Origin of the sequence: Neisseria sp. P0024.S006, assembly GCF_051956595.1 — a bacterium.
Lineage (GTDB): Bacteria > Pseudomonadota > Gammaproteobacteria > Burkholderiales > Neisseriaceae > Neisseria.
The window spans coordinates 1-16,513 of record NZ_JBQCXH010000001.1 but is presented as its reverse complement, the minus strand read 5'-3'; the positions used below and the strand labels follow the sequence as shown (position 1 = coordinate 16,513).

General features: G+C 52.2%; 23 protein-coding genes. 1 reads left to right on the top strand and 22 read right to left on the bottom strand.

From position 1 onward, the window contains the following. Positions 1-8 precede the first annotated feature (8 nt). From ACTHUF_RS00115 to terL, 15 genes are all read right to left on the bottom strand, one after another. Positions 9-2,141 carry a phage tail tape measure protein gene (locus ACTHUF_RS00115; RefSeq protein ID WP_440406591.1) on the bottom strand — a complete coding sequence of 711 codons (2,133 nt, stop codon included), beginning with the start codon at positions 2,139-2,141 and terminating at the stop codon, positions 9-11. Then, a complete protein-coding gene (locus ACTHUF_RS00110; RefSeq protein WP_263339393.1) occupies positions 2,138-2,305 on the bottom strand; it encodes a hypothetical protein in 168 nt (55 codons plus the stop codon). Before ACTHUF_RS00110 ends, ACTHUF_RS00115 begins: the two co-directional genes overlap by 4 nt. A gap of 41 nt (positions 2,306-2,346) precedes the next feature. After that, entirely contained in the window at positions 2,347-2,733 is a 387-nt protein-coding gene (locus ACTHUF_RS00105; protein WP_440406589.1) for a hypothetical protein, read from the bottom strand. Positions 2,734-2,826: 93 nt separating this feature from the next. After that, on the bottom strand, positions 2,827-3,201 hold the full coding sequence (locus tag ACTHUF_RS00100; RefSeq protein WP_004520443.1) for a hypothetical protein: 375 nt from the start codon (positions 3,199-3,201) through the stop codon (positions 2,827-2,829). 12 nt (positions 3,202-3,213) lie between these two features. Beyond that, a complete protein-coding gene (locus tag ACTHUF_RS00095) occupies positions 3,214-4,641 on the bottom strand; it encodes a phage tail sheath subtilisin-like domain-containing protein (RefSeq protein WP_440406587.1) in 1,428 nt (475 codons plus the stop codon). Continuing rightward, on the bottom strand, positions 4,638-4,820 hold the full coding sequence (locus ACTHUF_RS00090) for a DUF2635 domain-containing protein (RefSeq protein ID WP_004520445.1): 183 nt from the start codon (positions 4,818-4,820) through the stop codon (positions 4,638-4,640). Before ACTHUF_RS00090 ends, ACTHUF_RS00095 begins: the two co-directional genes overlap by 4 nt. Continuing rightward, on the bottom strand, positions 4,813-5,484 hold the full coding sequence (locus ACTHUF_RS00085) for a phage protein Gp37 (protein ID WP_440406585.1): 672 nt from the start codon (positions 5,482-5,484) through the stop codon (positions 4,813-4,815). Before ACTHUF_RS00085 ends, ACTHUF_RS00090 begins: the two co-directional genes overlap by 8 nt. Continuing rightward, positions 5,468-5,893, bottom strand: a complete 426-nt coding sequence (locus tag ACTHUF_RS00080) for a gp436 family protein (protein WP_004520447.1) — start codon at positions 5,891-5,893, stop codon at positions 5,468-5,470. Before ACTHUF_RS00080 ends, ACTHUF_RS00085 begins: the two co-directional genes overlap by 17 nt. Then, on the bottom strand, positions 5,893-6,318 hold the full coding sequence (locus ACTHUF_RS00075) for a hypothetical protein (RefSeq protein ID WP_440406583.1): 426 nt from the start codon (positions 6,316-6,318) through the stop codon (positions 5,893-5,895). Before ACTHUF_RS00075 ends, ACTHUF_RS00080 begins: the two co-directional genes overlap by 1 nt. 41 nt (positions 6,319-6,359) lie before the next feature. Continuing rightward, on the bottom strand, positions 6,360-7,262 hold the full coding sequence (locus ACTHUF_RS00070; RefSeq protein ID WP_107737791.1) for a Mu-like prophage major head subunit gpT family protein: 903 nt from the start codon (positions 7,260-7,262) through the stop codon (positions 6,360-6,362). A gap of 22 nt (positions 7,263-7,284) precedes the next feature. After that, positions 7,285-8,340, bottom strand: coding sequence for a phage protease (locus ACTHUF_RS00065; protein WP_440406581.1), 1,056 nt, complete (start codon positions 8,338-8,340; stop codon positions 7,285-7,287). 217 nt (positions 8,341-8,557) lie between these two features. Further along, positions 8,558-9,052, bottom strand: coding sequence for a phage virion morphogenesis protein (locus tag ACTHUF_RS00060; protein WP_440406579.1), 495 nt, complete (start codon positions 9,050-9,052; stop codon positions 8,558-8,560). A 109-nt stretch (positions 9,053-9,161) separates the two neighbouring features. Then, on the bottom strand, positions 9,162-10,499 hold the full coding sequence (locus ACTHUF_RS00055) for a phage head morphogenesis protein (protein ID WP_440406577.1): 1,338 nt from the start codon (positions 10,497-10,499) through the stop codon (positions 9,162-9,164). Further along, positions 10,492-12,045 carry a DUF935 domain-containing protein gene (locus ACTHUF_RS00050; RefSeq protein WP_440406575.1) on the bottom strand — a complete coding sequence of 518 codons (1,554 nt, stop codon included), beginning with the start codon at positions 12,043-12,045 and terminating at the stop codon, positions 10,492-10,494. The genes ACTHUF_RS00055 and ACTHUF_RS00050 overlap by 8 nt, the downstream gene beginning before the upstream one ends. A gap of 77 nt (positions 12,046-12,122) precedes the next feature. Beyond that, positions 12,123-13,745, bottom strand: a complete 1,623-nt coding sequence (gene terL / locus ACTHUF_RS00045) for a phage terminase large subunit (RefSeq protein ID WP_440406573.1) — start codon at positions 13,743-13,745, stop codon at positions 12,123-12,125. 14 nt (positions 13,746-13,759) lie between these two features. On the opposite strand from terL, the gene ACTHUF_RS00040 reads away from it, so the two are divergent. Then, on the top strand, positions 13,760-14,260 hold the full coding sequence (locus ACTHUF_RS00040; RefSeq protein WP_063069166.1) for a hypothetical protein: 501 nt from the start codon (positions 13,760-13,762) through the stop codon (positions 14,258-14,260). Positions 14,261-14,299: 39 nt separating this feature from the next. Here ACTHUF_RS00040 and ACTHUF_RS00035 read toward each other — a convergent pair whose 3' ends face one another. From ACTHUF_RS00035 to ACTHUF_RS00005, 7 genes are read right to left on the bottom strand one after another with little or no spacing between them, the layout of a single operon-like run. Further along, a complete protein-coding gene (locus tag ACTHUF_RS00035) occupies positions 14,300-14,557 on the bottom strand; it encodes a hypothetical protein (protein WP_153068315.1) in 258 nt (85 codons plus the stop codon). Continuing rightward, positions 14,550-15,056: a DUF1804 family protein gene (locus tag ACTHUF_RS00030; protein WP_004520456.1), complete on the bottom strand. Its 507-nt coding sequence runs from the start codon at positions 15,054-15,056 to the stop codon at positions 14,550-14,552. The genes ACTHUF_RS00035 and ACTHUF_RS00030 overlap by 8 nt, the downstream gene beginning before the upstream one ends. 2 nt (positions 15,057-15,058) lie before the next feature. Then, positions 15,059-15,256, bottom strand: coding sequence for a hypothetical protein (locus ACTHUF_RS00025; RefSeq protein ID WP_002219313.1), 198 nt, complete (start codon positions 15,254-15,256; stop codon positions 15,059-15,061). Then, on the bottom strand, positions 15,253-15,519 hold the full coding sequence (locus ACTHUF_RS00020; protein ID WP_296186679.1) for a hypothetical protein: 267 nt from the start codon (positions 15,517-15,519) through the stop codon (positions 15,253-15,255). Before ACTHUF_RS00020 ends, ACTHUF_RS00025 begins: the two co-directional genes overlap by 4 nt. 11 nt (positions 15,520-15,530) lie before the next feature. After that, the gene (locus ACTHUF_RS00015) at positions 15,531-15,860 is read right to left on the bottom strand and encodes a hypothetical protein (RefSeq protein ID WP_293194066.1); all 330 of its coding nucleotides are present in this window, start codon (positions 15,858-15,860) and stop codon (positions 15,531-15,533) included. Next, entirely contained in the window at positions 15,857-16,174 is a 318-nt protein-coding gene (locus tag ACTHUF_RS00010; RefSeq protein ID WP_440406569.1) for a hypothetical protein, read from the bottom strand. Before ACTHUF_RS00010 ends, ACTHUF_RS00015 begins: the two co-directional genes overlap by 4 nt. Then, on the bottom strand, positions 16,071-16,490 hold the full coding sequence (locus ACTHUF_RS00005; protein WP_440406567.1) for a hypothetical protein: 420 nt from the start codon (positions 16,488-16,490) through the stop codon (positions 16,071-16,073). The genes ACTHUF_RS00010 and ACTHUF_RS00005 overlap by 104 nt, the downstream gene beginning before the upstream one ends. Positions 16,491-16,513 lie beyond the last annotated feature (23 nt).

Sequence of the window (16,513 nt, the reverse complement as noted above, 5' to 3'; positions counted from 1 at the left end):
ACGGATCCTTAATTTTTAGCTGCCGCACGCGCCGCCGCTTGATTGATATAGGCCATAATATTGCCGTTTTGAACGGTGACTGTAACAGGTATCGGCTTACCTGCCGCCGCCTGCATTTGCGCCGCCGCCGCAGTCATCTGGGAGGCCGCATTGGTAAGCTGGGCGGTTGCAGCCTGATTTTCAGTTGCCGCTGTGACATACTGTTGGCTGGCTTGCTGATTGGTTTGTGCGGATTGACTGAGCTGCGCCATACTCTCTTTGAGAACAGGGCTGTCGAGCGGAGAGTTATTCCCACCTAATTCCTCCCGTTTTCTCATGTATTCGTTTTTGGCAGACGACATAAAATCAGGCAAAAACGACTGCAAGCGGTCGGCGAAGGCCACCAACGGTTTACTCCAGTCGTCATATTTATCTCGTTGCGCCGCCAAATGTGTTACGCCGCCCATAGCGGCCAACGGAGCAGCACCTAAAGTAAAGGCCCCCATTGAGCCTGTAGAAGGCAGAAAACGGCCGGCACCGGCAACACCTTGACCGCCTTGGAAGAACCGCCATCCGCCGCTTACCATTGAGCTTGTCCCCACAGTTGCGGATACTGCCGCAGCCCCTTGACCCGCCGCCACCGCTGTCTGCGCGGCTTCCTGATTACCTCTGGCCCAGTCGGCAATACCTTTAAGCTTATTGGCCACCATGTCGGTAAAGCTTGAGAATGCGCCATATTCAGCTTCGCTGTATGCCGTTTTGAGCTGTTCTTTTTTGAACCCGGAGCCTTCGGCCACAAATTGATAAGCCCCATCTACTGCACCGGTGGCGTTGGCTTGTCCTTGCTGCAGTCGTGCGGCTTCTTGCTTGTTGTTGATGAGAGAGAGCAACGCCATCAAGGCTTGGCGGTCTGAAACCAACTGGCCGACAGCCGTACCGTCAACCAAAGCTTTCTGGTTTTCCAGTAAAGCCAACTTAGCCTCATCACCTTGCGCTGCGGCCATCTGCTTCATTAAGGCAGCACTCTTTTCATCTTTCTGCACAATTTCACTGACAATATCGACCAATGCGTCCAGCGAGTTCATGCCTGCAGCCTGACGCTTATTCATACTGGCCGTGAAGTCAAAACCCTCTTGGCCGTTAATGTCGATTTTCTTTGCCTTAGTAACGATGTCCTGACTGCTGATTTTCGCCAGCAGATTGACCAGGTTGTTACCGGCTTCGTCTGTACTGCCTGCAGTCATAAACGCCAGTTGGTTTGCATTTAACAAACTGCTGAAATTATCCAGTGTCGCGCCCATACCTGCGGACTTCATTGCTGCCAACTGTTGCGGCAACCATCGCGCCATGTCTTTCAGCTCAAAACCTCCATCCGCGCCCGATTGCATGGCTCGGTCAAGCAAAGCAGGAATATCGGCTTCTTTAAACCCTGCCTGCTTCGCTTTGGTCACAATATTGGCAATATCATCGGCATCGGCATTGGCGGCCAGTGCTGTTTTCATTACGGTTGGCAACATCTGCTTCACGGCAGCATCACTCAACGAACCGCTGGCCACCATGGTATTCATTGCCTGCAAGGCTGCTTCCTTAGATGTTCCGCCAAGATAAGCGGCATCGTTTACCGTTTTATTAATTTCCTCCATGCCGGCACGTTTTTCTGCCAAAGTCTTGCCTGCATACATGGTATTGGTCGCGTGACGCAGCTCCGTGTCATAGTCCATTGTCCGGTTGACCGGCTGGGCCAACACATAACCGCCGGCCATGACACCGGCGGCAACCGAAGTCGCACCGCGCGCCAAACTTTTACCTCCTTGGATCATTCGGTTGAAACGGCTGCCGCTGTTCATTTCGGCATTTAACTCACGAATACGGCTGCGCGTCTGTTGAGCGGCTCGCGCCAGTTCATTGTGCGAAGCACGGCCGCTTTTGGCCATTGCGTTGTAGGCCGCTTGAGTACGTTGGATTTCACGGCGGATTTCACGCTCTGTGCGAATGCCCAAGCGGGCGGCAGCTGCATGCATCAGCTGTTGTTGCCTGCCGGAAGATGATGCCGCACGGCTTTGAATCTGCATCGTACGGTTGGCCTCGGTCGCCAAGCGGCGCAGGCCGACACTTGCGTCATCTCGGAACTTGGCAACTAATTCGATTGTATTACGGCTCATTTTTTCTTCCGTTTACTGATAAAGGTTTGAGTGTGTCCGCCAGATGCAGATGGGGTTGAAGTTTTGGCAGACGGCGCAAACCAGGGCAGCACCACGGGAGCGGCACGGCCACGGTCAATCAAATCGGCCTGTTTGAGCCATCCATCAAGCTCCGGCTGAGTCATCTTGCCGATATCGTCGGCAGAGATACCGTAACTCCCCAGCTTTAAGACTGCGTATCGGTAGCGGTCGGCACGGGCTGAACGGACAGACGCTTTTTTGCCAGCAGCTCTTGGGCGAAATAAAGCGCGTCAAAATCGGTGGAGACCAACTCATCGGCCAAGAAGTCGAGCGTTAAGGCATCAGGCTGAATCGTACCGATATGGTCGAGAGAGGCTGAATAGGCTGCCAACATACGCGCCTGACCCTCCAGCGTTGGGTCAATAGCCATATCTTCGCGCACGGTCAGCAGATGCATGGAAAAATCACGATGGACAGCGCCGTCAACAGAGATACCGTACTTCAGACGGCCTGAAACGGTTTTCAGGTCAGAAGAAATAACCAGCTCATACTCTTTTGCGGCATGTTCGAGCTCTTTGGAAATTGAAGACATAATAAAAGCCTCTAAACGGTTAATCGGATAAAAATCCAATTATCGTTTAAAGGCTATTTAAACCGTCTTTAACAGGTGTCAGTTTCGGATGGCTTACTCAATCACTTTACGGGTTGCAAAGCCGGTCACATCAATGACCAATTCATTGTCCACCGTATAGCTTTCACCGGCTTCCTTCGCGCAAAAACCAAGATAGGAGGTTGGGCGCGCACCATTGATATCAGGGACCAGCGAGATTTTTGCGTCTTCGATTTTATCCCAATCGATAACCGTACCGTCTGTCGGCACGACGGCGGTAAAAGAAATATCATACTGGCCGACACCGCGCGTAAAGCCTTTGACGCGGCGTGTGCGGTTCATGGTTTTAACTTCTTTTTTGCCTGTGATGTTTTTCACATCAATCTTGGTGACCTCCACCTCGGTCGCACCGACATACAGCGTTACGCTGCCTACATATTCTGTACTCATGTTCTTTCCTTTTTACAGATACAGGTCGATAACCATGCCTACTTGGTGCAGGCCGTTAACCACATCGGACGGCACGCGGCAGTTGAGCATGCCGGTGTTTTGTGCATCGCGTTCCACAATCAGGTTGGCCAAATTGTTTTCAACGTCTTCGACGATTTCCAATTCTTCGCATTTCATCAACACGTCGATCAATTCGGAGCGGACACGGGCAATGGTGCGCTCGGTCATTTTGTCGCGCGGGAAACGCAATGCAATACGGTCGGCACACGCGCCTGATACATAAATCAATGTGCGTACGGTAGTCATATCGAGCAGACTTTCGTCTGCCGTGCCGTTGGCAGTTTTGGTATAAGTCGAAATAGCGCGGACGATTTGGGCGGATGTGCCGTCTGGGCTGGTTTCAATAGGAGTAACGCCGTTGTAGAGCGCGTTTTCCTGTTCGGTACGCATAGTCTTGTCTGCACTGTCGCACACACCGACGCCATTGAGCTTCAGGGTATTGAGCGGACGAGCCGGGTCTTCCTCGCTGGCCACAACGGCCGCAAACGCGGCTGCCAGCTCACATGGCAGGCTAGGCGTTTTACGATACCAGGCCGAATACAGATAACCGCTGTTCAGACGGCCTGCCTGTGTCGTTGTTTGCGCCAATGCACCGGTTTGGCCATAAATACCCAATGCCCAGCGTTTTTCTTCAGGCGCACCGACAGTTTCCAAATGTGTGCGCAACTTCAAGAGGTTCGCCTCATCGGTACAGCCTACCGCAATCAAATTATGGCCTTCGGCAATCACTGCATTCAACGCAGGGCCGATATCGGCATCGGCGTCACCGCCGCTCATTGCCTTGACCGCAACGGTAATCCCTTCGGCGGTATTGCCGGTACGGATACGGATATGGTTGCCGTGCGTGCCTTTATTTTTAGCCGTCAGCGTTACCAAGCCTTCAGAGGCTGTCGCCGTTACCGGCAATGATGTTTCGGCATCAATGGCGGCTTTGACGGCAGCGGCTACGGTTGCGGCAGTTGCATTGGCGGCGACACCGACGGTCAGCGTATCGGCATTGCCGATGTTGACGCGTAAAACGCCTTGCGTATCGGCAGTGCCTGTAATCGTGATACTGCCGGTGGCCGCAACGCCTGCTTCATTGTCGGCAACGGTAATCAGGCTCAAATCTGCATATGCGTAAGCCTTGATAGCGGCCAATGCCATCAAATGCGCCTGAGAGCCGGCACCATACGCAGCTGCGACATCGGCCGCAGAATAGATATTTGCCAGCGCAGTCAGCTTGCCCGCCTTGGGATTGCTGTGTTGCGCAATCAGCAGCACACGTTGCTTGTTGGTTGGCAGGTTGCGTACAGCAAGCTTGGTGTTCCATTCGACGTAAACGCCCGGCTTACGCGTACTGGTCTGAATTTTGTCGAAACTGACGTTTGCGGAAGTCATGATTTGTTGCCTTTCGGGTTGTCCTCAACAATAACCAAGTCGCCGTAGTGAATACAGCGCAGGTAATACGCGGCATTCGGCACTTCGACCGCTTCTTGGTCGGTAATATATTCATGTGGCTTTCCTGCCATAGGTACTTGCAGACCTGTGGCGGCACGAACTTTAATGGTTTCAGTCATGTTTTACCTCGGTTTTAACGGTGGCCGCCATATCGGCGGGTTGGTTTGGTTTTTTGGGCGGGATACGCAGCTCAAGGTTTGCGCCTTTCAAGTCAGGATGTTCTGGATCGGTACAGCCGTAGTATTCGGATACGTCGGCATATACTTGCGCCTGTTGAGCATCTGAAACCGTAGGCCGTGGCCAATCGCCGTCTCGCAGTGCGTCTTCAAACCAATGCGTTTCAAAATCCAGCGCAAATACGCTGATTGCGTCCAACTCCATTTGTTTAGAAAACAGGCTTTTTGCTTTGCCCGGCTTCAGACGGCCTATACACAAACCCATAGTCTGATTGATCAGCAACAGGCGCACGGCCTGCATCAGCCGGTAAGTGCCGACATCGTTTCGGTGTAAACCGCCGAAGCGGCTGTCCGCCTCGCTGCCGCTGGCACGGTCGCCGACCAAGACAGTAAAGTGACCAGTAACTTGGTAGCGTGTACGGCGCGTATCATGGGGCTCGCTATCGGTAATGCCGGCAAACATGACCCAAACAGCGGGGAACTGGTTAACCACTTGAGCCAAGCCTTCGCCGTCAAATTCGCCACCGTAGGTATGCACACCGCTGACCATTTGGCCAAGGCCGTCTGAAAGACGCTGTTTGATGGCTTGTTCAATAGACGCTATCACGGCCGAACACCTTTTCCTTGGCGGCAAACATCACCGCATCACCTTGCACGGTCGGCTTAGGGTCGGCATTTTCAGCCACACCCAAACCAGCCTTGCCTGATGCCACCAATTTAAGATACGCAATCGCCGCCTCATATCGGTGCACCATATCCTCCGTCAGCTGGCGCTTGCCCGTTGCCAAACGGTAAACGGCAATGTCGCAGCAATAAAGGCTCAACAGGCGCACAGGGGCAGGCAACGGCAATTCATAGCGCGATGCCAGATAGCCGTCGATTTCGGCGGAGGCATCATCCAAACCTTGTTGCGCAATTTCGGCATTCACGCTTCCCAAGCGCGTCAGGTCAGTCAGACCTGCAATCGTCGGCTCGGTATAACGCGCCACCAAATCGGCAACCGTTGCGTAAGCCATTAATCCTGCTCCACAGGCAAGGCTTCACAAACAACAGCCATCGGTTCGGCCAGCAGGCGCTCCCACGCTTCGGGCTCGAAATCGGCACGTTTCACAAAGGTAAAATGCGGTTGAACGTGATACCCGCTGCGCCAAAACGCATGGCCATGTTTGGATTTGATGGCAACGACTTCGGCATCTGCCGCCGCTTCACCGCCTGCCTGATAGCGTTCTTGCGTTTCTGCCGCTTCAACGGCAGGGCTTGCGGCCTGTTCCAATTGAGCTTCCAATTCGGCGATACGCACACGTGCAGCTTCAAGCTCGACGTTCAATTTTTCGACTTCAGCCTCAAGAAACGCCTGCAACTTAACGTCTTCGGGGTTTACATCCACAGTTGCGCCAACCGCTTGCTCGGTTTTCTCATCTTCGTTTTTTACTTTTGCCATTTCTTATCCTTTCGGCGGGCAGAGCCCGCCTATCTAAAGGGTTACAGCAACCAAGGAGATACGATTACCTTGCATTTGCCTTTGTTCGGGTTGTACGCACCATTCGCCAGGCGGTCGCCTTCCACCAATTCTTTAGCGGCGTTTTCCAAAGACGGAGGAACCAGCAGTACATTCGGGCGGATACCCAGCGGTCGGCCGCCGTCGCCTTTCAGGCTGACCATTGCGTTGTAAGCCTTTTCAAAACCTGCGGCATCCAGTTTTTCTTGCGACTTGGCCGCCATTTGCCAGAAGCCCAAACCAACATTACAACGGCCGTCCACGCCGTAGCGGTATTCGTTGCGCATAAATACGCCTTCGTCGGTAGCGGCGGTCATGGCAGTGAACTGCTTAGGTTTGCGTTCCTGATAAATCAGAGGTTTCAGGGCGCGTGATGTATCCAGCAAATACCAAGCGGCTTCGGTACCGGCAAAAATATTGGATACAGTGGTTGATTGACCGGTGCCATCGACTTTTTCATATACCGGGTGGTCGTTGTCGAAGAAGTTCTGACCGTCATAACACAACGTAGCGTGCGCGTTTTTCAGCAGAGCAAATACCAATTCGTCAGGATGAACGGCGGAAGCACGGCCCATCTCGGTCATCATCGGCGCGTAAATGCCGACATTGTCGTCTTCGATGTCGTTGCGGTTGACCTTGACCGAACTTTCAAAATGCTTGTTGGTGATGGCATAGCCGTGCGCCTTCATATCTTGGAATACGCGGTCGCCCACCCATTCGCGGAAGGCAGGCCATTGGCCGAGCCAACCGTAAGTATTGGAAGCCGTTGAAGACGGGATGACGGTGGCGATTTCCTTGTATTGGCTGTCCGCCATTTTCAGGCCGTCTTGGAAGTTTTTCTTAAAGCCGGTAAACAGCGCTTTCAGTGTATCTGGAGTGATAATCATGCTTTAATCCTTGTTTAAAGCCTTATTTGGCTTTTTGATAATCTTCGGCTGAAATGCCCAATTGATTGGCCACTTCGATTTCTTCCGGAGTCAACGCAGGCTCACCGCCATCCGCGCCTTTGCCACCGGTTTGTGTTTTACTCAACGCGGCCAATTTCAAACTGCCTTCCATCAGATTCTTAAATGCCTCTGGGTCTTTGGTAGCCAGTTGTCGTGCCGATGCTTCTTGATGCGGCAGCAGGCGGCCGTCTGAAAGAGCGGCACGGATCAGGCCGTCTGAAGTACCGCCCACTTCCATTGCAATCACTTTCTTGCTCAACGCGGCCACTTGGGCTTTCAGTTCGGCAACTTCGTCGTCTTCGGCATTACCGCCTTGCGGATTGTCTTCGGGCTTGCCGGCATCGCCTTTACCGCCTTCGCCGCCTTGCGGTTCGTCTTTGTGTTCGGCCAGTGCTTCGGCCAGCGTTTTACCGCCCAGCTTTTCTTGTGCTTCGGCCAAAGCCGCTTCAATGGCTTTATCGTCGGCATCTGCCGCCAAGCCCAAGAGCTTGATTAAAGCTTCCTTGTTCATACTTGTTTCCTGTTTTGGGTTGATAGAGTTTTGGCGGCTCAATGCAGCCAGAGCCATGCCGTCCAGTGCGGGCGAATTGGTCAACGCCACACTGTGCAGCCCGCGTACATTGCCCAATGTGTCGTATTCGAGTACCGGCGACAGATAGCGGTATTCGCCGCTGTCTATCATGTCTTTTGCGCGCTGTGTCCATTTCACTTCGCCCATCAGACCGCGATCGTCATCCCACACATATTTGCTGATCCAACCGGCAGCAGGATTTTGCTGTCCGGTTTCTGCGGCTTTAAGCGTGGCGTGTTCGTAGTCCACAACAAGGTCTGTTTGTCCGGCATCAAAAGCGGCAATGATTTGCTGTGCCAAAGATGCAGTCATCGTCCAGTGCGCCACGCCCGTATCGGTGCGTCCGTCAACCGGTGCAAATTGACCTTTGGGTACGATTTTGATTAGGCCGTCCGTACCTCCGACTTTGGCGGCAGATAAGGCGGCAAGAAAGGTTTTTGTATCCATTGCCGAATCATGCGCCATCAAGCCGGCACAAGAGGCTGAATCACTGTCAGTAAGGGATAAAAATGAGAAATAGCGGAGAATGGAAAAGAGAGTATGTTTAAAACCGTTTCAGAAGCCTTTTAAGCCCCTCGCAGATTGATTTAAACGTTTCGGGAAAGGGTAGATAAGGGAAAGATATATAAAAGCCGTCTGTGTGCAATTTCAGACGGCTTTTGTTTTAATTGCCGAGAGCGGCATCCAAATAATCATTTACCGCATCGACTAAAGCCTGTTCGTCGTCAGGTTGAAGAACCATAAACGGACGGGCAGGAATCTTACTGCCGGGGTGATTGACGCGTTTGGCAAACCGTCCGCCGAATTTTAAGGCTTTGCCGTTTTTCGGCAATATCGTATGCGGTGCAGTTTGTCCGCCGAAGTTATGAATGGCCGCATATTCCACATTGGTACCGACCACGGCTTCCGTGGTCGTACTGTTCTGCGTAATCGAATTGCGCAAACGCCCACTGGCCTGTAACAGCCCCGATCCCTCACGCGCGGACGGATACTTGCGCGGAGCCCACGCGGGGCGACCGCCTGCCTCGAAGTTGTCCAGCACAGCGTTGCGCATGATGCGGGCAAGCTGCGTCATCAATGGCTGGGTATTGCTTGTACGTTGCGCAATGGCGTTTAAGCTGTTTTGCAACGTGTCTGTGTTGATTTTTATCTCAATCATCAGTATATTATCCTTAATACCAAGTTGTCGGCGGGTCGCCAACTGGAATGGCCTCGGTGGTTTATCCGCTGTTTTATCCTGTTCGAATCAGGCAAAGCCGCCAACTTGGTTATTTCTTCCAGATTAATTCATATCTGTCATTTTTATAAATATCCCCATCTTCAGCATAATTCCCTGTATTAACCATATTGACGGCAACCGCTTCTTTTTTGCCGGTATAGGGGTTTCTTGCCTTAGCCTGATAATCCACAGTCACAACCAATTTCCCTTTGTTATTCACTCCCGGATACACAAACAACAGAAACTGCTGGCCATCGGCATTGCGGCCTGCCGTGCCAATGAGTATTGCCTCCGGATCTTGCAGCTGTTCTGGCAGGTCTTTCCAAAATGCCAAAGGCAACGGCTTATTTTTACTGTTACGCATCGCGTGTAATATTCGCTCATCACTCATCGCGATCACAGCCGATTGCGGATAGACATTCTTTGCGGCCAGAGCTTCTAATACCGACGGAGCCAACGCTCCGATATACAGCATTTCACCCCTGGCAAATTTCTCCATATTTACCCGATCAACCATTTCCGATGCTTGTTTAGATATGGCTGCCCTCCATTTTGGCTCTTTTAAAGCTTCCTGAATCGCCACACTTGCCAGCTTCGGCGGTAAATCCACCGCACGCTGCATCTGCAACTGCCCCAAGTTGGCCAAATGGCTTTTACCCACATTGTTCTGAAAACCTGCATCAGCATAAAAGCGGCTGCCGTCGGCCAGCTTCACCGCCTTGGCCGGGCGGGTATCGCCCTTGCGGTTGACCACCACTTCCGTATCTTCCAGTTGTGCCTTTTGCGGCAACAGATTGCGCCGCTTCAAGTCACGGTCTGAAAACGCCCGTACGGTACAGCGGCAGTTGAAGCCGTTGGGAGGATAGAAGTAATCCCAAAACGGGTCGTCGATGTGATACACCGCACCATGCGCCGCAGCGTGGCTTTGCCGGGTACGGCTGTCAAGAATGGCCGAATACTGCAACCAGGGCGCAGAGTCCCGACCGTCTTCAAGAGCCTGCCAATGCCCGGCCATATAGGCCGACTGCATTTGCGTACGGAAAATAGTTTCCAGGCGGTGTACAGTAATGCCTTTACCGTCCACTTCGCCGGTGTTTATATGCACGATGTCGCCATCTTTCAGCAGTTGCCAATCATGCTGTTTCAGTCGGCCTACCACATCATCACGGAATTTCTCAAATGACGTACCGTTTTTCAGGCTCTCGTACAAAGCACCGTGGATTTGCGCGGCAATATCCTGCTTGTGAATGCCCGCAATCGCCCGTGCCTTAGCCTGCGCTTCGTTCCACGTTACTTTCCAATCGGACGGCACATTAAAGCCCAGTCCCTCAAAATACTTGACGGCCTGTTCAGGCTCAAGGCCGAATGCGTAGCTCAAATCAGCCATTCATCCGTCCCCATAAGTCCGACACAAAAACCACACGCGCCAAGGCCGTCTGAAATTGCTCGGCAGTCAGGTCGGGATAAACGCGCAGCAGGCGCTCCTGCACATCCTCATAACTGTCGCCCTCGGCCAAAGCCTGGCCCAAGCCGCGCAAAAACGGCTCAATCATTTCAGGCAAGGCCACCTTGCTCAAGTCCGCATTATCCAAATCTGCCTGCGCCGTGCCGACAATCTCGCCAGTTTTACTCAAAGCCACACGGCGGTAGCTTAGAGAAGCGTTTTTTAAATCCGTTTTAACGTCGGTTTGAAAAGCCAATACCGGCTCGTCTTCGGAAGCCAAAGGAATGGCTAATTTTTCCTGCGCCCACGACAACGGAATCTTCATGCCGATTTTCACCAATTTAGGCAAAGAGTCGGAGTACACCGTCAAATCTTCAGGCAATTGCGTATCGAACACAAAGCGCGGCAGACGTGAAACATCGACATTGCCTTTATTGAGCTGCAACAATGGCAGGATCAATTGGCGCGTCAATGTGCCGGCCAGTTGTTTGGCATCGGACACCAGCAAATCATGGCGCACCTCGTTATGGATTTGCCCCAGCGCATTGGTAGCAGTCTTGCCGTCAGCCTGGCTGGTCAGCGTGCCGCCTAAAATCGCTTTTGAAGACGTTTTATCCGCCCAATCAATCATTGCCTGAAATGGATCCGCACTGCCATTGGCCGCGTTGAGCAGCTCAATCTGCATGGTTTCAGGAATAATCCCCGCCGCGTTATGGCCGATTTCGCGCACCGCATTCAAAAGGGTGAGCTTATCTTTGTCGTCCGCACCGGAGGCATATTTACCGATTCGGGTCGGCAGGCCGTAAATCTCCAAAAACTCGGCCAAATCACGCACCGAGTAATTCTTGAACAAATAAGGCCACACCAGCGTGCGCATCAAACCGCTTCTTGCCAAAATACCCGAACGGCATCGGTGCTTATGGACAATCCAGCCTAAATCCCACAGCTTTTCGCCATCTGGGCTGCCGTCTTTGCGCAATAACACCTCATCCATTGCATTGACCTTAAACCAAGCCTGCGGACGATGATGGAATGCCTTGGGCAACCATAACGAACCAAGGTTTTCCCATTCAATTTCCACGCAGGAGAAGCCGTGTCCGACCGCATCCAAAAGGTCAAACATCATATCCTCTAAATCGGTCATCTGATTGAGCCAGCCATCAACCTCTTCGGCCAGCTTCCGTTCCGCTTCGCTGCTGTTCGGAGGCGGAACAATATTCCAATCCAAGCCGATTACCGCGCGCTTGCGTTTGCTCATCTCCGAAAAGATATGGCCGTCCTTCTCCTCAATATCGACAAAGAGTTCGGACTGCGCCTGAATATCGCCGTTTTCCGCATCTTCCAAAATCCGATGGAGCGACTGCGGAGTCAGCCCTTTGCTCGGATGCTCATGGGTAGTGCGGTTTTTAACGATATCCGCCGTTTGGGATTGTTTATCGGGCGTTTTAGGTGCGGCTTTACTAAACAACGCACGGAGTAGGTTTTTCATGACGTAAAAAAGGGCAAGTTAAACTTGCCCCATTTTCAGCCGTGCCACTCCTTAGCAGGCTGTATCCCGTGTCAGTTTTACCATGCGCCGCTCCCCTTCCGTCCGGACAAACCGTGCTCTCTAGGCACGGCAATATAGCCGCCGACAGTCGCGCTGCTTTGAACCAAACCCCACAGCATATGCACCGCATCGGGGCCGTCGTCATGGTCTGCCATCGGAAAATGGCGGAATTGGTCAATCAGTGTGCTTTGACTGGCGTGCAAACGGATTTGACCGTTTTGCATATACGGCTGCAGGCTTTCAATACGGAGCAACTTGTCCGCACTCGGCTTGATACCGCGTGCCGGAATCGGGATACCGGCAGCCGCGCCGCGTTTGACCAGCTCAGTCTTTAAAAACTCCTGAAACTGCACCGTCTCAATGCCCCACAGCACACAGCGGTACCGCCGTTGCAGTTCGATAATGTCGGAAATAATCTTGTCCGGCAGGCGTTTCTTAATCAGAGCCTCCACCACATCCAACACACCCGTGCGGCGGTTGTACCCGCCGATACACAACGCAGACGGGTCACGGCTGTTTCCGGCCTTGCCCAAACTCGGGTCGCACGCGCCATAGAAAATCCAATCCGAATCACGGTTGACCCAAAAATTCAGGCTGTTCGCAAACGGCGCGGCATCACCGGCAACAGGGTCGTTTTGATACTCGCTGTCAAACGTCGCATGACCGTCACGGGCGCGGATTTTCATCAATGCCAATACGCCGCGAGCCGCCCAAGAAGTGACCGCGCCGCGCTCCATCTCGTCCTTGTTTGCCTGATAAAACGCCTCGGCCACCGTCTCGCCGTCGTTTCGGAAAAGTTCCTCCCAGCGGTCCCACAAATCCATGCGGTCGGGCCAGCGTTTCATCGCCTTAAACTTAATACCGTGCCAAAACGGATTATTTAAAGTGCGGTTAAGTACGCTGTCGTAATGCAAAATCGTGCCGATATAGATCACATCGTATTTCTGACCAACCCCGCCCAAAGGCAATACAGTCTTAGTCAGCCACGCATTGAGCTTGTCGCGCTGTTCCGGGTTGCGGACTTGCTCGTCATTCTCAATATCGTCCAAAACAGTTAAGTCAGGACGGTATGGGCCGTGACGCAAACCGCGCAGCTTTTTACCGCTACCGGCCACTTGCACCTTAACGTCATTGGCCGTCACAATCGTACCGGCCTGCCATACACGGCCTTGCCCGCAGACTTCTGGGAAGTCGGTTTTCAGCCGCGGATTAAACTCAAGTTCTGCCTTAATGGCCTCCAGCATCGGATACGCTTGGTCGATACTGTCCATTACGATGACCGCATAATGTTTTTGACCTGTCACAATACACCACAGCGTAAACAACTGAGTAACCTGCGTCGATTTACCCTCGCCACGCGGCGCACCTACCGCCTCATTTTCCCCTTTAGGGGAGCGGATAATCTCCGGTAGACGGCTGAATAAGAACTCATGCAGTTCGGATTTTTCAGGGGAGCGGATATAATGTGGAAAGTAGGTATTGACGAAATACTCGTAACCGCCTACCGGGTCAAATACCTTGGCACGGCGTGCAGCAATAGCCTTGGGCGACGCATCAAAGCCGTCCACTTCCGCTTCGATGACTTGGCGCAGACTGGCGGCCAGTTCGGCAAGGGATTTGAGGAATTCTTTATTTTTCATATGGAGCGCTCAAAATGGATTGGTTAGACAGAAACCTGCAACACGAAATATTAAAAGAGCTTAATAACATTTATCCTGATAGCAAGACATATGAATATTGGATAGATGCCGCTATTGCTCAAGTTGTAGGAGTTATAGAAACAGTAGGAGAGGCAGAACTATATATTGCAAAGCGATCAGCAAATCTGCGATATTTGGCAGAACATGGTTTGGTTGTTTGCAACGATAAGAATTTAAGCGCTACCGTTAAAATCACGGCCAAAGGCATAGATTTCCTTACCGATGATGGTGGTCTATCCGCCATTCTTGGTGTTGTCACGGTCAGGTTGCACAGCGACACCATTCAAGCCTTACTGGATGCCAAAATCAACGAAGCAAACATCCCTCCGGAAGAAAAAAGCAGACTAAAGGGCATCTTAAGCAAAATGGGAGATGTCGCATTGGCGAAATTTACCGAGAAAGCCATCGACGCTGTTACATCTCCTCAAATTATCAATCTGCTGCAAAGTTTATAAAGAAATACAAAGGGTCGGGTTTGATAAGCCGACCTTTTTTCAGACGGCCTTGTAATAGTGAACGACAGGTTTTTTTAGCGGTTTGGGATAAACCTTGAAACAAAAAGGAAGTGGCTCTCCCGTTTTCATTTCATGCATGGCGGACATAAAGTAAAAAAACTGGTCGGCCAGCCAAAACAACGGCTCCAGCTTATAGCGTGGTGCGACTGCAGGAGTTTCACTTTCCCAATCGGCAATCCAAATCGGGCAAAACAAAAACCAGCCCTTATGTGTATATTCGACTTTCAACTTATCCAAACTTCTTCTCCACTTCCGCCCCAAACGGCTCCAATACCTCCACAAAGGCAGGCAAATGTTTGGGGTGTTTTTCTTGCACAAACGCCATCAAGAACTCAATCAATTCCAAAGCCGTCGCCAGTTTTGACGTTTCCGGCATCACGCGGGCATTGGCTGATACGGTTTTCGTAAACGCATCGGCCAGGCTGGCCAACAGCTTCGCACGGTCCGATGGCGGCAAATCTTCGGTACTCGAATCCTGCAGCATTGTCATCGTGCTGTTGTACTGCACCATAAAACCGGCCAGCATCGCACGGCTCAAATCCTCAATACCGCCGCCGGCCAAAGTGTAGGCGGCGCGCATCTTATCCCAGTCGTCGCCTTTTTCCTTATCCGCACGTTTCCACGCACGCGCAGTGGCCTGCGGGATTTCGCACATCAAGGCCGCCGTTTCCAAAGTTTGCTCGCCGCTCACATAGAGCCGGCGTAACTTCTCACGGATTTCTTGCGGGTGAGCCATAATTACAGTCCCATTTTCGCTTTAAGCAATTCCCAGCCGACCGTAATCACGCCGCCGCCCAGTGCGCCAAATGTAATGGCCGTGCGTTTCGTGTCTTGGCGGATTTGTGCAATTTCCGCCTGCATTTCCTTCTGATTTTTCAGAGTCTGATCAGTCTTGTTTTCAATACGCGCCAAGGCTTCCAAAATCGGGTCGCTCATGATTTGTCCGCTTTCCTGTCTAATTTTTCATTCATTTTTTCAAGTTTGTCTTCGATGCGCTCCAAAGACGCTGCGATATTTTTGCGGTCGGCTTGGGCGTCCTGCTTGGTGTGATAAGAGAGCTTGACCGCGTGCAGCTCCTCTTTAAGGTCGTCGATACGCTTGTCCGCCTCTTTCAGACGGCCTGAAATGCCGTTGACCCAAAACCAAAATGCCGCCGTTGCAATCGGCCAAAGAGTTTTAAAACCAAATTCAAAGTCCATTTAAAACCCCTTTAAACCGGCACATCGCCAAATACGATACGGATGGAGTAGCCGTCAGGATGACGACTTGCCACTTCAAATTTGCCATCTCCTGAAAGAATCAGGTAATACGGCGACACCGCAGAATAGACAGCCGCTTGCGCGTTGCCGTCAAACTCCACACAAAAGGTCGTCTGAAAATCCTTATCCATGCGTACAGCGTACTCAATGCCGGCCTTATCCAACAGGTCGGAAACATGAATGACAAACGGCTCTTGTTCGCGTGCGCGGCTCAATCCCAGCTCTAAATCCGCATGGCGGCAGGCGACCGTGCGTTGTACCAACTCACGATAAGTCGTCATCGCGCGCCCTCCGAACCGTCAACTTCTGCTTGACTGTTGACCCAATCGCGCCACGCCTGATTTTGGTTTTCCAGCTCCGAAACATAGCCGCCAAACTCGGCGGCGTGTTCCAACAGCGTGGCCGTCTTGCCGTCCTTCGGCGGACTCGGGCGTACCGGAGCGACCATCAACGCAGCAGGTGGCGTCGGCATGACCGCCTTTTCGACAACCTTAATTTCCGTAGCCGAGGGCGCGGTTGTAGAGCTGCAGGCCGTGATGGCCAAAGCCGTCAATACAATTACCGCTTGCATTTTTACGGTCTTGAGTAAGGACATCTTCGATTTCCTTTTTATTTTCCGTTTTCAGACGGCTGACTTCCGCCTGTTTTTTCGCCAAAGCCATGCCGACGGCGTGCGCCTTGACTTCATATTTTTTAGCTTCCTCACGCGACTGTTCCAATTCGCGCGCATAGTTTTGAGCCGACAACAGCAGGGCTTGCGCTTTGTCTTTTTCCATTTTCTCAATGACCGCTTGCTGCTTCGCAAATGCCGACTTGTAGCCTTGATGGTGCGACACAGCCAAGCCCGTGCCGATAAGTGCGATGATGGCAATCGGTTGCCAGTTATTCGCCAGCAGTTTCACGAGATTCATTCTCGACCTCCTGACGTTTCACG